The organism is Microbacterium sp. MYb66 (genome assembly GCF_002979435.1).
Classification (GTDB): domain Bacteria; phylum Actinomycetota; class Actinomycetes; order Actinomycetales; family Microbacteriaceae; genus Microbacterium.
In genome coordinates this window covers 13,793-28,639 of sequence record NZ_PCOV01000003.1, presented here as the reverse complement: position 1 = coordinate 28,639, position 14,847 = coordinate 13,793, and the positions used below count along the sequence as shown (strand labels likewise).

Genomic DNA, 14,847 nt, shown 5'->3' with positions numbered 1-14,847 from the left:
ATCCGAAAACACCCGAACACCCGAAAACACCCGAAACACCCGAAATCACCCGAAGATCGTTCACCCCGGCGTCGAAGGAGACACCAGAATGAGCACCATCGCACCCCAGAGCACATCGTCGAGGCCGAAGGTCACCGCCGTCACGGCGGCGCTCCTCGGCAACGTCATGGAGTATTTCGACTTCGTCGCCTACGGCCTGGTCGCCGTCGTCATCGGAACACTCTTCTTCCCCAATGAGAGCGCGGGGGTGTCGCTGCTGGCATCACTGGCCACCTTCGGCGTCGCGTTCCTCTTCCGTCCGATCGGCGCGGCGTTCTTCGGCTCGCTGGGCGATCGTCGGGGTCGGCGCATCGCGCTCTCGCTGAGCATCATCGTCATGGGCGTCTCGACGACCGCGATCGGACTGCTGCCGACGTACACCGCCATCGGCATCGCCGCACCGATCCTGCTCGTCGTCGCCCGCTGCATCCAGGGCTTCTCCGTCGGCGGCGAGTTCGCGGGCGCCGCCACCTTCATCGTCGAGAACGCCCCCGAGCATCGCCGCGGGTTCTGGTCGAGCTGGCTGTCGCTGTCCTCCTCGGTGGGCACGATCCTGGCGAGCATCGTGGTCCTGACCCTTCGGGCGACCCTTCCGGTGGAGGAGTTCGAGGCCTGGGGCTGGCGCGTGCCGTTCCTGATGGCGCTGCCGCTCGCGATGATCGGCCTCTACCTGCGTCGGCGCACCGAGGAGACCGCGGCCTTCAAGGCACTGGTGAAGGAGGAGAAGGTCGTCAAATCGCCGCTGCTGACGCTGTTCCGCGAGAACCCGCGGGCGATCATCCTCGCCATCGCCCTCGCGTCCATGACGGGCATCACGTTCTATTACTTCAACACGTACTTCATCAATCACCTGGTGTCGACGGTGGGTCTCGACGCGACGCAGGCCACCTTCATCGCGATGTCCGCGCAGCTCGTCTACGCGCCCCTGTGCCTGGTGGTCGGCGTGGTGAGCGACCGCATCGGGCGACGGTGGATCATCCTCGGCGCGGTGATCGGACTCGCCGTGCTCGCGGTACCGATCTTCCTGCTGCTGAGTTCGCAGAGCCTGCTGCTGGCGTTCTTCGGCCTCGTGATCTTCGCCTGCCTCGCCGCCTCGCTGAGCGTCAGCGTGACCGTCACGCAGACCGAGCTGTTCCCGTCCGAGATCCGGATGACCGGGGTGGCGCTGGGCAACAACATCGGCACCGCCCTGGTGGGTGGGACGAGCCCGTTCGTCGCCGCCGCGCTCGTCGCCTCGACCGGCACGGCGATCGCGCCGAGCTTCTATCTGATCGGCGTCTCCGTGGTGATGTTCATCGTCATCGTGATCATGCTGCCGGAGACGCTGCGGCGCCCGCTCACCGCGCGTTGAGTCCACTGTCCGGATGCTCTCGGGGGAGGGCATCCGGACAGTGCCGTGCGCGGCCGTTTCGGCGCGCATCCAGCCCGCAGTCCCTAGGCTGGGGGCATGACCAAGAACATCTGGACCATCCTCGGCGTCATCCTCGCCGTCGTGATCGCGTGGTGGATCGTGAGCGCGCTGTTCTCGGTCCTCGCGTTCATCTTCAAGCTCGCGATCGTCGCCGTCGTCGCCGTGGTGGTGTTCCTCGTGCTCCGCGGGATCTTCAGCCGCAGCGACGACTGACCCGCCCGGCTCACGCCCTGGCGAACGCCCCGACGCGGTACTTCGCGGCGCGGTGGGTGTCCTGCACCCGGTCACCGCGGCCGTGGAGCTTGTTGCGGAGCGTGCCCGGCGCGTACTCCTCGGGGTAGACGCCGCGCTCCCGCAGCACCGGGATCACGTGCTCGATGACGTCCTCCCATGTGCCGGGGGTGACCGCGTAGGCGAGGTTGAAGCCGTCGATGTCGGTCTCCTCCACCCACGACTGCAGTTCGTCGGCGATCTCGACGCCGGATCCGACGATCGTGGGGCCGAGGCCGCCGATCGCGTTGTGGCGGCCGAAGTCGCCGACGGTCCACTCGCGCCCGAGATCCGCTTCCTCCTTCAGATGCTGGAGCACCGACTGGATCGCGTTCGACTCGACGTTCCCGACCGGCTCGTCCTCGGCGTACTGCGAGAGGTCGACGCCCATCCATCCCGACATGAACGTGAGCGCGCCCTCGGGGCTCGCGTAGGAGAGGTACTCGGCGTGCTTCGCGGTCGCCTCCTCGCCCGTCGCCGCGGTGATCACGGTGAGCAGGGTGTAGATGCGGGCGTCGTACCGGTCCCGACCGGCGGCCTCGAGGGCATCGCGGATGCGCTTCACCGTGCCGGCGAGCACCTCCTTCGACGGGGCGGCGACGAAGATGGCCTCGGCGTTCTCGGCCGCGAACTTCACACCGCGCGGGCTCGCGCCGGCCTGGTAGATCACCGGCGTGCGCTGCGGGGACGGCTCGGAGATGTGGATGCCGGGCACGCTGAAGTGCGTGCCCTCATGACCGATCGGGTGCACCTTGGCCGGGTCGGTGAAGATGCCGCGCTCGCGGTCCTCGACCACGGCGTCGTCCTCCCACGAGCCCTCCCAGAGCTTGTAGAGCACCTCGACGTACTCGTCGGCGTGGTCGTAGCGGTCGTCGTGCGCGAGCTGGTCCTCCTGACCCATGTTGCGCGCGGCGCTGGGCAGGTAGCCCGTCACGACGTTCCAGCCGATGCGGCCCTGCGTGAGGTGGTCGAGGGTGCTCAGCCGTCGGGCGAACGGATAGGGGTGCTCGAAGGCGGTGCCCGCGGTGATGCCGAAGCCCAGGTGCTCGGTGACCGCGGCCATCGCGCTCACGAGCAGGATCGGGTCGTTCACCGGCACCTGGGCGCCGTTGCGGATCGCGGCCTCGTTCGTGCCGCCGTAGACGTCGTAGGTGCCGAGCACATCGGCGATGAAGACGCCGTCGAAGGTCGCGCTCTCCAGCAGCTTCGCGAGATCCGTCCAGTACGAGATGGTGTTGTACTGCCGCGACCGGTCGTCGGGGTGCCGCCACAGACCGGACGACTGGTGGGCGACGCAGTTCATGTCGAAGGCGTTGAAGCGGATCTGACGGGTCATGGACCCATGAAAGGCGATGGGCGGAGGCGAATCCAGGGGCGCCGAAATGCGCGGACACAAACCGCCGGTCGGGCGGATCGGTCGGCTCAGGCGAGCTCGCCGTCCTCGGGCCGGCGCGGGCTCGGGTCGGGCGGCAGGATCTCGATCGGATGCTCCGCACGACGCTGCGCCCGCCACCAGATCACGAAGCCGATCGCGGTGAAGACGCCGTAGAAGACGTACATGAAGCCCGTGGCGTAGTAGCCGGAGCTGAACAGCAGGGGCACCCCGACGACGTCGACGGCGATCCAGATCAGCCAGAACTCTGTCCAGCCCTTGGCCATGCCGTAGGTCGCGAGCAGCGAGCCGACGAACGTCCAGGCGTCGGCCCACACCGGCTCCCACGATCCGAGCAGGCGGAACAGCGGCGTCAGGGCCACGGTGCCGACGATCATCACCAGCACCATCCCGATACGCGCGCTCGTCGGGGCCCACCGCGGCACCACGCGCCCCCCGTCGAGGTTGCGCCAGCGCACCCAGCCGTAGATCGCGACCGCGATGAACATGATCTGCCGCCCGGCCTGACCCAGCAGGTGCGGCAGCGACGGATCAGGGCTGAGCGCGGAACCCAGGAACACCGTGAGCAGCAGCAGGTTGCCGATGATGCCGACCGGCCACGCCCAGACCTTGCGGCGCATGCCGCCGAGCGCACTCGCGAGTCCGAACGCGTTGCCCACGACCTCGCGGACGAGCAGCGTCTGCCCGCCCGGCAGCATCCAGGACGAGTTGAAGGCGTCGACGAACCACTGCAGCGGATCCATCGTCAGGACCCGGCGTCGGGTTCGGCGCGGTCGTCGAGCACGAGCTGCAGCATGCTCAGGTCGAGCCAGCGCCCGAACTTCGCCCCGACCTGCGGCATCCGTCCGACCTCGGCGAAGCCCAGGCGCTCGTGCAGGGCGATGGACGCGGTGTTGCCGCTCTCGATGCCCGCGATCATGACGTGCATCCCGGCGGCGCGGGCCCGTTCGACGAGCGCGGCCATCAGCGCGGTGCCGATGCCGCGACCGTGCTGCCCGCCGAGGACGTAGACGGAGTGCTCGACGGTGAGCCGGTAGCCGCTGTGCGGTCGCCACTGCGCATAGGACGCGTAGCCGAGCACGCCCGAGTCGTCGACGGCGACGATGACCGGGTAGCCGCGCGCGGTGCGGTCGGCGAGCCAGGATGCGCGATCCGCGAGGTCGACCGCCTCCTCGTTCCAGATCGCGGTGGTGTGCACCACGGCGTGATTGTGGATCGCGGTGATCGTGTCGAGATCGGCGGTCTCGGCGTCTCGGATTCGCACGGCTGTCATCGGCGGGCGGTCTCTCTTCTTCTGCGCTTCGGGGGCGCATCCTTCATCGGCGCTCGGGTGCGCATCGCCGACGCTAGCAGGATGCCGGGGGCTCGGGAGCGCCGCAACCGAACAGTTACGGGGTGCGGCCCGCCGGCGCCACGCCGACCGCTTCGCGAACCAGGATCGCCCGACGCATGTCGGCCATGATCGGGTCGAAGAAACGCTCCCGATAACGCGCCTCGCTGACGGCGGAGAACACGAACGGGAGGGTGGCGATCACCGCGAGCAGCGTGGCGGCCTTGAGCAGGTTCACGGTGATCGGCAGGGCGGCCCCGAAGAACTCGAGCGGCTGCACCACGAGCTGCTGCGTCTCGCTGCCGGGCCCGAGCCAGATGCCGATGACGCCGGTCGGGATCGCGATGCCGCCGATCACGATCAGCAGCGCGGCGAGCAGTGCGGCGAAGAACAGCGCCTGCACGAGCTGGGCGACGGTCATGGCGAGCAGGATGTTGATGCGCTGCGGAGCGCGCAGACGTCGGCGGGCGCCGGGCGCGGCCGGGCGATCCTCTGCCGGGGTCCCGACGAGCAGGGCGGCCCGCTGCTCCTCGGTCGGGGCCTGGGCGTCGTCGTCGATCTCCGAGGCGCTGACCCGGAGGACGACGATGCCGGCGAGCACGGCGACCACGAGCCCGACCAGCGCGATCGATCCCCAGTGGAGGGCGGTCGCCATCTGCCAGACCTCGGCCGAGAAGAAGGCGAACACGACGAGCATCAGGATCACCGGGAGGGCGATGGACGCCATATGTCCGATCGCCGAGGCGTTGCGCACGGCGAGGCGCGAGGCCCACGAGATCAGAGCCCCGCCGCCCATGCCGGTCACGAGCACGCAGACGGCGATCACGAGAAGGCCGCGGAAGACGGGGCCGACGGTCGCGCCGGGTTGCGTCTCGTATCCGTCGACGACCACCAGTGCGACGGAGCCGGCGATCACGGCCAGCGCGACGACGGTGCCGATGCCGACCGGGAGGCGGCGCAGGACGGTGCGCACGAGGAGGTAGCAGCCCCACGGGATCCCCACGGCGGCCGCGAGGACCAGGAGGACGAGGAGGATGATGAGCGTCTCCTCCCCGGAAGAGGCGTCCACCGCCACGTCGACGGCGAACTCGATGCCGTCCAGCAGGGGGAATCCGAGGAGCGCCACCGCAGCGATCAGCGGGGCCACGCGGCGCGGGAGGTCGGTGAACCAGCGGCGCAGCGGCACGAAGGTCGGGAGGCCCTGCTCGCGGAACCAGCGATCGGCATCGCGCTTCGCGCTCCGGAGCTTCGGTGAGGGCGCTGAGGCGGACATGGCGATGAGACTACGGCAACGCCGCCATCCGACTTATCCACAGCCCCTCGATTTATCGAATATATGTTCTAAACTGGAGGCATGGCGACCCCGCATCTGAACCCGCTCCTCGAGGCCGTGGAGCGCCTCGACGAGGTCTGGGCCGGCGCCGGTAATGCGACCGAGCTGACGCGGTCCCAACTGCTCGACGCGCACCGCGTGATGGGGCTGGTGCAGCGCCGGCTCGACGGCATCCACGCCGAGATCGCCGCGAGCATCGCCAGGGAGTCGCGACCCGAACTGGGCGCGGCCGGCCTGGCGAAGCAGCAGGGCTTCCGCAGTCCGGCCACCATGATCGCCGCGACCACGGGCGGATCGACGGGCGATGCGGCGCGGCTGGTGAAGGTGGGGGAGGCGACGGCCCCTCGCGCGAACCTGATCGGCGAGGCACTGCCGCCGCGGTTCCCCGAGGTGCAGCGCGCGATCGGCGACGGCACGATCAGCGCGGCGGCCGCGGCGCTGATCGTGACCCTGCTCGACCGCGCACGGTTGAAGACGGGTCTGGAGCGGATCATCGAGGCCGAGCGTCTGCTGGTCGAGCGCGCGGCAGAGCTGTCGCTCGACGACGTGCGCAAGCTCGTCGTGCACGCCGAGGCGTGGCTCGACCCCGACGGTGTGGCTCCGCGTGAAGACGAGGCCCGGTCGCGGCGCTCGCTGACGATGTTCGAGCGCGACGGGTCGCTGCACCTGACGCTGCAGACCGACGTCGCCTCCGGCGCTCCCGTGAAGGCGGCGATCCAGGCGTACGTCACGGCGACGTTCCAGGCGCGGGCGCACGTGCTCGATCCCGAGGCGCCCGATGCCGACCGCCGCACGGTCGCGATGCTGCAGGCCGACGCTCTCGCGGAAATCTGCGCACACGCGAGCGGGTGCGACAGCGGCGGCCTCCCCGTCTCGGGGGCGACGGTCATCGTGCGCGTCGGGCTCGACGAGCTGAACGCCGGAACCGGCTTCGCCACCGTCGACGGCCTCGACCAGCCGGTCAGCATCGCCGCGTGTCGCCGGATGGCGGCCGGAGGAGGGGTCATCCCGGCGGTGCTGGGCGGCGGAGGAGAGATCCTCGACTGGGGGCGCGAGAAGCGGCTGTTCACCCGCGCCCAGAGACTCGCACTCGTGGAACGCGACGGCGGTTGCGTGATGTGCGGGCTGCCACCGCAGATGACCAGAGCGCATCACCTGCGCTGGTGGCAGCGGGATGCCGGACCGACCGATCTCGACAACGGCGTGCTGCTCTGCGAGAGCTGCCATCATCGCATTCACGACAACGACTGGGAGATCAGGATCGAGGGACGCGGGTTCGCCGCGCGGGTGTGGCTCATCCCGCCGCCGAATGTCGATCCGCACCGCAGGCCCAGGCTCGGGGGCAGGGCGCGTTACGACATCGCGGCGTGAGCGCGCCGTTCCGTCGCGCACGCTCGTCCGTCGCGGACGCTCGTCCGGTGGACTCAGCCCGCCGAGGTCGGGGCGGGTTCGATGGATTTCAGCCGGGACGTGATGGCGGCGAACCCCGCCGACCAGGCGGCGCCCAGCCCTGCGGCCGTGGCGCTGGCGGCGGTGAGCTGGCCACCGGATTCGCCGACGGCCGCGAAGACGAACCAGACCAAGGCCGCACCGATTCCCACGATGGCGGCGGCGGAGATCAGGCGCCGGGTCCGGCGCAGCTGTGTGGCGTGATCAGTGCTCATGCTCCGATCAAACCGGAGTGGACCGCAGGCCGCATCCCCCGTGCGGCGGACAGCGACGGCGGATAACTGCGAGAGGCCGACTCAGGCTCGGACTCAGGCTCAGACTCAGACTCAGACGTGCACGTCGGCGGGGGATTCCTCGCCCTCGTGGAAGCTCGGCTCCTTGCCGAACAGCTTCGCGATGCCCAGCACGATGCCGACGATGAGCAGTCCCAGGAGGAGACCGGCGATCGCAGAGATGATCGTGTCGACCACCCAGACGACGACCGGGCCGAGGTCGTGGAGGGCGTGCTCCACACCGTGCAGCACGTCGACCGGGAAGTGCCAGCCGACCTCGCCGAGGTTCACGAGTACGAGGTGGCCGCCCACCCAGAGCATCGCGACCGTGCCCAGGACGCTGATGAAGCGGAACACCCCGGGCATGGAACGCACGATCCTGGTGCCGGTGTGACGCACGCGTCGCACCGGGTTCTTCGCCATCTTCAGCCCGATGTCGTCGATCTTGACCAGCAGCGCGACGGCACCGTAGACGACCCCGGTCATCAGGAGCGCGATCACGGCGAGGATCGCGAGTGTCGCCCAGATGTCGAGCCCCTTCTCGAGGCTCGCCAGCGAGATCAGCATGATCTCGGTCGAGAGGATCAGGTCGGTGCGCACGGCGCCGAGCACCAGCTTCTTCTCGTCGCGGGCGCCCTCGTCGGCGTGGCCGTGCTGGACGCCGAACCACTCCAGCACCTTCTCCGCACCCTCGAAGCACAGGTACGCGCCACCCAGGATCAGGAGGTACGGCAGCACCCAGGGCGCGAAGGCGGTCAGCAGCAGCGCCGCCGGGATGATGATGAGGAACTTGTTCGCGAGCGAGCCGAGGGCGATCTTGCCGACGACGGGCAGCTCCCGCGCCGGCGTGATGCCCTGCACATACTGCGGGGTCACCGCGGCGTCGTCGATCACGACGCCGGCCGCCTTCGCGGAGGCCTTCATCGCGGCGCTCAGGATGTCGTCGACGACGGCGAGCAGTCCAACGGACATGGGTGTTTCCCCTCGGAAGGTGTGCAATGCGGAGGCAACTCTATCGAGTCCGCCGAAACTCACAGCGCGCTCCCAGCCCCGCGGGACCAAAACGGCCCCGCCGACGGTTCTTCTCAGGGACGGCGCAGCCAGCGACGTCGGAGAAGGAGTCAGATCATGTCGAACGACTACGGCAAGACCCCCGAGGCCGTCAGCGGCCTCACGCACCTGCAGTACGAGGTGACTCAGCAGGACGCGACGGAGCCGCCGTTCCGCAACGCGTACTGGAACAACCACGACGACGGCATCTACGTCGACGTCGTCTCGGGCGAGCCGCTGTTCTCGTCGACCGACAAGTTCGACAGCGGCACCGGATGGCCCAGCTTCACCAAGCCCATCGACGCGGATGCCGTGACCACGCGCACGGATCGCTCGCTGTTCATGAAGCGCACCGAAGCGCGCTCCGCGGTCGCCGACAGCCACCTCGGCCACGTCTTCGACGACGGTCCCCGCGACGAAGGCGGGCTGCGCTACTGCATGAACTCGGCCGCCCTGCGCTTCATCCCTGCGGAAAGTCTCGAGGAGGAGGGGTACGGTCGCTACAGCCCCCTCTTCGCCAAGACGGCAGACACCCCCACCACCGATACTTCTGAGGAGCAGTCATGACCGACGCCGGAACCATCACACGCACCCCCGGGACCGAGACCGCCGTGCTCGCGGGCGGCTGTTTCTGGGGCATGGAAGACCTGATCCGCCGCCAGCCCGGCGTGCTCGAGACCCGCGTCGGCTACACCGGCGGCTCGAACGACCACGCGACCTACCGCAACCACCCCGGCCACGCCGAGGCCGTGGAGATCGTGTTCGACCCGACGAAGACGACGTACCGCGACATCCTCGCGTTCTTCTTCCAGATCCACGACCCGTCCACGAAGGACCGTCAGGGCAACGACATCGGTTCGAGCTACCGCTCCGCGATCTTCCCGCTCTCGCCCGAGCAGGAGACGGTCGCGCGGGACACGATCGCCGACGTCGACGCCTCGGGACTCTGGCCGGGCAAGGCCGTCACCACGATCGAGCCCGAGGGTCCGTTCTGGCAGGCCGAGGAGGAGCACCAGGACTACCTGATCAAGTACCCGAACGGCTACACGTGCCACTTCCCGCGCGCGGGATGGGTGCTGCCCCAGCGCGACGAAGCCGCCGCGGTCTGACGCGGATCCCGAGCGTGGCCCGGTCGCCTCTCGGTCGGGCCACGTCGCTGCGCCGGGCTACGCGTCGGCGAGGAACGCCAGCGCCGCCTCCTTGAAGTCGCGGGAGCCGGGGGCGTTGAAGTGATTCCGGTTCGGGATCTCGAAGAACCGCCCGTCGGGGGCGGCGGACGCGAGCGCCCGCGAGCCCTCGATGATCGCATCCTTCGAACCGGTGGCGAACAGGATCGGGCGGGTCGGCGCATCCGCCGGGTCCGGGTCGATCGTCCCGGACGAGCGCATCCCCTCCGCGAGCGCGACCAGCGCCTGCAGGTCGTTGCCCGGAACCCGCTCGGTCAACGCGATGTAGTTCTGCGTCGTCTGATCGGCGACCGGCGTGCCGTCGGCGATGTACCGCCGCACCTGGTCGAGATCGAGGCGGGCCAGCGGGATGCCGTCCGGCACGCCGCCGAGCACCGCGCGTCCGATGCGGTGCGGCAGCTCACGCACGACCTCCCAGCCCACGCGAGCCCCCAGGGAGTAGCCGATGTAGAGCGCGTCGTCCACGAGATAGGTGTCCATGACGGTCTCCACATCCGTCACGAGGGTGCGGATGCGGTAGCCGTCGGGGTCGTGCGGTTTCTCGCTGAGTCCGTGTCCGCGCTGATCCAGTGCCAGCACGCGGTATCCGGCGCGCGTGAGCTCGCGCACCCAGCCCGTCAGGACCCAGTTGTCCTTGGCGCTCGAGGCGAAGCCGTGCACGGTCACCACGACCGGGGCATCGAGTTCGCCCCACGTGTAGGTCGCCAGGCGCGTGCCGTCGGCGGCGTACACCTGTTGAGGGTCGGGCATGCTGGTCAGGTCGGAGAGGGGGACGGCCACCCCTCCATCTTGGCCCGGTTCCTGCGCGGATGGCTCGGCCGTCGCGCACGCCGACGCCCGCCGTGACGCCGCGACCCCCTCCTGCCGACGTGGGCAGGAGGGGGTCTCGGCGCGAAGACGGGGTCTCAGCGGAGGGCGCGGATCAGACCCGATCCCGCAGGGCGGCGCCGAGCTCGGCATCCACGTTGGTCCAGTACTGGAAGAACCGCTCGCGGATGTCGTCGATCGTGAGGGAGCGGCCCTGACCGGTGAGGGTCTCGAGGAAGCGCGCCCGCTGCTCCCCGTCGAACACCTCGCGGTAGAGCGTGCCCGCCTGCCCGAAGTCGTCGTCCTCGGCGTGCAGCGTGGCTGCCGAGCGCACGAGCTCGCCGTCGGCCTCCCAGTTCGCCTCGATCCCCTTCGCGGGGTCGGCCTCCGGGCCGCCGGCCGCACCGAACGAGTTCGGCTGGTACGTGCGGTGCGCGGCGCTGTTGTGCTGGTAGCGCATCGCGCCTTCGTGCATGTAGTTGCGCACCTCGGCGGCGTGGGGCTGGTTCACCGGCAGCTGGTTGTAGTTCGCTCCGATGCGGTGACGCTGGGCGTCGGGGTACGCGAAGATGCGCCCCATCAGCATCTTGTCGGGCGAGATGCCGGTGCCCGGCACCTGGTTGCCCGGAGAGAACGCGGCCTGCTCGATGTCGCCGAAGAAGTTCTCCGGGTTCCGGTTCAGGGTCAGCGTGCCGACCTTGATGCGCGGGTAGTCCTTGAGGGAGATGGTCTTGGTCAGATCGAACGGGTTGAACCGGTACGTCTTCGCCTCGCTGTAGGGCATGATCTGCACGTACAGGTCCCACGAAGGATGCTCGCCGCGGGCGATCGCGTCGAACAGGTCGCGGCGGTAGTGGTCGGCGTCGGATCCCGCGAGCTGCTGCGCCTCATCGGCACCCATCGCCTCTACGCCCTGGTGGGAGACGAAGTGATACCGCATCCAGAACAGCTCACCCTCCGCGTTCACCCAGGAGTAGGTGTGCGATCCGTAGCCGTTCATGTGCCGCCAGCTGCGCGGGAGGCCGCGGTCGCCCATGAGGTAGGTGACCTGGTGAGAGGTCTCCGGCGAGAGCGTCCAGAAGTCCCACTGCATGTCGGGGTCGCGCAGACCGGAGTCGCCGAGGCGCTTCTGCGAGTGGATGAAGTCCGGGAACTTGATCGCATCGCGCAGGAAGAAGGTCGGGGTGTTGTTGCCGACGATGTCGAGGTTGCCCTCCTCCGAGTACAGGCGCAGCGAGAACCCGCGCACGTCGCGCCAGGTGTCGGGCGAGCCCTGCTCACCGGCGACCGACGAGAAGCGGATCAGCGCCTCGCTCCTCGCGCCCTGCTGGAAGACGGCGGCGCGGGTGTAGGCGGACACGTCTTCGGTGACGACGAACTCGCCGAACGCTCCGCCGCCCTTGGCGTGCGGGTTGCGCTCCGGCACGCGCTCCCGGTTGAACGCTGCGATCTTCTCGACCAGGTGGTGGTCGTGCAGGACCGTGGGGCCGTCGGCTCCCACGGTGAGGGAATGCTCGTCGCTCGCGATCGGGGTTCCGGTCTGGGTCGTGGTGGCAGGTCTCGTCATGGTGTTCTCCTTCTGCGCGCAGGCGCGACGAATACCCCCATCCGTGGATGGGCGATCGGCGGATGCCTACGCGGCGTTCTGGCAACTGGGGCACAGGCCCCAGAAGGTGACTTCGGCTGTCTGGACGGTGAATCCCCCCGTCGAGGACGGGGTGAGACACGGAGCCTCGCCGACGACGCAGTCCACATCGCCGACCGCACCGCAGGAGGTGCAGACGACGTGGTGGTGATTGTCGTCGATACGTCGCTCGTAGAGCGCCGCGGAGCCTGCCGGTTCGATCCGGCGGATGAGGCCCGCCGTCGTCAGGTCCGCGAGGATGTTGTGCACCGACTGGATCGACGTGGTCGGGAGCACTTCGGATACGGCGCGGAAGATCCGCTCCGCATCCGTGTGGGCCATGGAGTCCAGTGCCTCGAGAACGGCGACGCGGCCCGCGGTCGCCCTCAGTCCGGCGTCGCGAAGCGCCGAGTCGAGTTCTGTCTCCATGGCTCGAGCCTACCCTTTTCTTTTGAGTTGTTCAAAAGAACGACATGCCGGGATGCCACGGCGGTCCACCCTGACGGTCACTCGCCCGAGGACTCCTCGACGTCGACGAGCCAACCGACCCGTGATCGCCGCGGGGCGCCCTGCCTCGCCGGGGCGAGCCCCACGCCGCGAACGGGCGCGAGCAGAGCGGTGCCGGGGACCGGCTCGATCATGACGGTCTCCCGCGGGAGCCGCATGCGCTCGGGAGCGCTGCCGTCTGACCGGGCGACGAGCGACGGCTCGAGGGTGACCGCGCGTTCGATGACCTCCTGCGTGACCTCCTGCACCGCGACGACCCGGCCTCTCACGCGGGACGCGTACGCCTCTTCGTGGTGGGACTCGTAGGCATCCACGCCGGCGAGCAGGTCCGCCCCGAGCGCATCCGTCAGGACGGGGTCCGGGTCGCGCGCGACCACGCCGAAGTCGACATCATCGCCGATCTCGAAGGCATCCCCGCAGCACGCCCATTCCCACGGGGTGAGCCACACGCGCGTCATGTCACCAGGCTAACCCTCGCCGGCACCGGGAGGCGGAGCAGGGGAGTGTCGGAACTCAGACGAAGCGGACGGTCTGCTGCAGGCGCGTCCGCACGTCGAACAGCTCGTTGCCGCCGATCGCCCGCGCCTGGGGCACGCCCTGTCGCAGCACCATCGCGAGGGCGCTGCGCCGCACGACGACCACCGGCACGCCGCGACTGGTGCCGAGAGGGGTGACCGCCTGGGCGAGGTCGTCGTCCGGGAGCACGATGATCGCGCCGCCGAACTTGACGCGGGCGGCCTTGGCGACGGTGCGCATCCGGCGGAGGGCGGCGGTGACGGGTGCGCGTGTCCCCAGACTCGGACCGGTGATCTCGCCGCGGCGGAACCCGACGACGCCGCCGAAGTCCTCCGACATCACGCCGTAGAGACCCGACGGGCCCAGCACCACATGGTCGAGCTTGTCATCGGCCTCGGGTCCGGCGACGACGTCGTGCCACACGGTGAAGCCCATGCCGAGATCGGAGACGGTGCGCGCCGTGGCCTCCTCCGCGAGCGCGTCGGCGAGGAGACGGCGCAGATCCCGGGGCGCAGACCGCACGAGCGCGGGGTCGTACGGGTCGGGGACCTCGACGCCGCGGCCCGCCCACTCCCGGATGAGTACGAGGTAGCGTTCGCGACGCCAGCCCCCGGGGTGGCCGTAGGAGCGGGCGCGAGGACGGGTGTCGGTGCGGGCGGCGGGCGGACGCCATCCGCTCCACTCGGCGCCGGTCTCGTGGGTCACACCCGTCCGGCGATCGTAGGCGGCGCGACCCTCCGCGGTTCCGATCAGCTCCCATGCGCGCTGCACCTGGATGAAGAGCGCCGCATCGCCGCCGGTGTCCGGGTGGGTCTGACGCAGACGCAACCGGTAGGCGCGGCGCAGCTCGACGTCGTCGACGCCGGGGTCGACCTCGAGGATCTCGTAGGCCGAAGCCGAGAGCGGACTGTCGAACATCGCTCTCCCTCCGCGACCGCGGCATCCAGGATATCCGCCGATGCGTGTGCGTTCGCCGATATCGCCGGAGTCAGGCGGGCACGTCGACGATGCGCTCCACACCGAGGACCGGGACGACCGAACCGGCGGATGCCGCGGCGAGATCGTCCGCGAGACGAGGGAGCTCCGCGTCCGGCACCCAGAGCTCCAACGTCGCGCTCGCCGCATAGGTCGGCTCGCCGAGCGTCGCCCCGTGATGCGTCGACCACTCGCGCAGGAGATTGTCGTAGCGCCCCGCCTCGGCATGCGGCACGTCGAGGGTCACCTGGCGGAGAGCCGCCCGTCGTACGAGTGCGGCCAGGTCGAGCGCTTCGGAGACCGCCGAGGAGTACGCGCGCACGAGGCCGCCGGCCCCGAGCTTCACCCCGCCGAAGTAGCGGGTGACGACGGCGACGACGTCGGTCAGCTCGCGCCGTCGCAGCACCTCGAGCATCGGGACCCCCGCGGTCCCCGACGGCTCGCCGTCATCCGACGACCGCGCCTGGTCGCCGAGCAGCCCGGTGATCATCGCGGTGCAGTTGTGGTTGGCATCCCAGGCCCGCTTGCGGATGCCGGCGATCACCGACTCGGCCTGCTCGATCGAGGAGACGGGCTCGATGCGGGTGACGAAGCGCGACTTGCGGATGATCGTCTCGTGCTCCGCCGCCGCCGCGATGGTCGCGGGGTAGCGGCGGGCGGAGGTCACCCGCCTCACGATACCGA

The 14,847-nt window shown here is 69.6% G+C and carries 17 protein-coding genes; 5 read left to right on the top strand and 12 right to left on the bottom strand.

The features are described from left to right. Window positions 1–88: 88 nt before the first annotated feature. Complete coding sequence (locus CQ045_RS07450) at window positions 89–1,390, top strand: MFS transporter (RefSeq protein ID WP_105722290.1); 1,302 nt, start codon at window positions 89–91, stop codon at window positions 1,388–1,390. A gap of 96 nt (window positions 1,391–1,486) precedes the next feature. Then, entirely contained in the window at window positions 1,487–1,663 is a 177-nt protein-coding gene (locus CQ045_RS18800) for a hypothetical protein (protein ID WP_047522894.1), read from the top strand. Window positions 1,664–1,673: 10 nt separating this feature from the next. Here the strand turns inward: CQ045_RS18800 and CQ045_RS07445 are convergent, their stop codons facing one another. From CQ045_RS07445 to CQ045_RS07430, 4 genes are all read right to left on the bottom strand, one after another. Continuing rightward, window positions 1,674–3,056, bottom strand: a complete 1,383-nt coding sequence (locus CQ045_RS07445) for an LLM class flavin-dependent oxidoreductase (protein ID WP_105722288.1) — start codon at window positions 3,054–3,056, stop codon at window positions 1,674–1,676. Between the two features lie 86 nt (window positions 3,057–3,142). Next, complete coding sequence (pnuC, locus tag CQ045_RS07440) at window positions 3,143–3,856, bottom strand: nicotinamide riboside transporter PnuC (protein ID WP_105722286.1); 714 nt, start codon at window positions 3,854–3,856, stop codon at window positions 3,143–3,145. 2 nt (window positions 3,857–3,858) lie between these two features. Beyond that, the gene (locus tag CQ045_RS07435; protein WP_105722284.1) at window positions 3,859–4,386 is read right to left on the bottom strand and encodes a GNAT family N-acetyltransferase; all 528 of its coding nucleotides are present in this window, start codon (window positions 4,384–4,386) and stop codon (window positions 3,859–3,861) included. Between the two features lie 115 nt (window positions 4,387–4,501). Then, window positions 4,502–5,716, bottom strand: coding sequence for a hypothetical protein (locus CQ045_RS07430; RefSeq protein ID WP_105722282.1), 1,215 nt, complete (start codon window positions 5,714–5,716; stop codon window positions 4,502–4,504). Window positions 5,717–5,797: 81 nt separating this feature from the next. Here CQ045_RS07430 and CQ045_RS07425 point away from each other — a divergent pair, with 81 nt between their 5' ends. Then, a complete protein-coding gene (locus CQ045_RS07425; protein ID WP_105722280.1) occupies window positions 5,798–7,147 on the top strand; it encodes a DUF222 domain-containing protein in 1,350 nt (449 codons plus the stop codon). 53 nt (window positions 7,148–7,200) lie between these two features. Here the strand turns inward: CQ045_RS07425 and CQ045_RS07420 are convergent, their stop codons facing one another. Continuing rightward, window positions 7,201–7,440: a hypothetical protein gene (locus CQ045_RS07420; protein ID WP_105722278.1), complete on the bottom strand. Its 240-nt coding sequence runs from the start codon at window positions 7,438–7,440 to the stop codon at window positions 7,201–7,203. A gap of 111 nt (window positions 7,441–7,551) precedes the next feature. Continuing rightward, window positions 7,552–8,469, bottom strand: coding sequence for a DUF808 domain-containing protein (locus CQ045_RS07415; RefSeq protein WP_105722276.1), 918 nt, complete (start codon window positions 8,467–8,469; stop codon window positions 7,552–7,554). A 156-nt stretch (window positions 8,470–8,625) separates the two neighbouring features. On the opposite strand from CQ045_RS07415, the gene msrB reads away from it, so the two are divergent. Then, window positions 8,626–9,114, top strand: a complete 489-nt coding sequence (gene msrB / locus CQ045_RS07410) for a peptide-methionine (R)-S-oxide reductase MsrB (RefSeq protein ID WP_105722274.1) — start codon at window positions 8,626–8,628, stop codon at window positions 9,112–9,114. Further along, on the top strand, window positions 9,111–9,656 hold the full coding sequence (gene msrA, locus CQ045_RS07405; protein ID WP_105722272.1) for a peptide-methionine (S)-S-oxide reductase MsrA: 546 nt from the start codon (window positions 9,111–9,113) through the stop codon (window positions 9,654–9,656). The genes msrB and msrA overlap by 4 nt, the downstream gene beginning before the upstream one ends. Before the next feature lie 57 nt (window positions 9,657–9,713). Here the strand turns inward: msrA and CQ045_RS07400 are convergent, their stop codons facing one another. The 6 genes from CQ045_RS07400 to CQ045_RS07375 form a co-directional block, all read right to left on the bottom strand. Then, window positions 9,714–10,514 carry an alpha/beta fold hydrolase gene (locus CQ045_RS07400; protein WP_105722270.1) on the bottom strand — a complete coding sequence of 267 codons (801 nt, stop codon included), beginning with the start codon at window positions 10,512–10,514 and terminating at the stop codon, window positions 9,714–9,716. Between the two features lie 142 nt (window positions 10,515–10,656). Beyond that, a complete protein-coding gene (locus CQ045_RS07395) occupies window positions 10,657–12,108 on the bottom strand; it encodes a catalase (RefSeq protein ID WP_105722268.1) in 1,452 nt (483 codons plus the stop codon). A 66-nt stretch (window positions 12,109–12,174) separates the two neighbouring features. Continuing rightward, entirely contained in the window at window positions 12,175–12,594 is a 420-nt protein-coding gene (locus tag CQ045_RS07390) for a Fur family transcriptional regulator (RefSeq protein WP_105722266.1), read from the bottom strand. A gap of 77 nt (window positions 12,595–12,671) precedes the next feature. After that, window positions 12,672–13,130, bottom strand: a complete 459-nt coding sequence (locus CQ045_RS07385; protein ID WP_105722264.1) for a DUF6578 domain-containing protein — start codon at window positions 13,128–13,130, stop codon at window positions 12,672–12,674. A gap of 55 nt (window positions 13,131–13,185) precedes the next feature. After that, complete coding sequence (locus CQ045_RS07380) at window positions 13,186–14,106, bottom strand: J domain-containing protein (RefSeq protein WP_105722262.1); 921 nt, start codon at window positions 14,104–14,106, stop codon at window positions 13,186–13,188. Window positions 14,107–14,176: 70 nt separating this feature from the next. Then, on the bottom strand, window positions 14,177–14,830 hold the full coding sequence (locus tag CQ045_RS07375; RefSeq protein ID WP_105722260.1) for a YigZ family protein: 654 nt from the start codon (window positions 14,828–14,830) through the stop codon (window positions 14,177–14,179). Window positions 14,831–14,847: the final 17 nt, after the last annotated feature.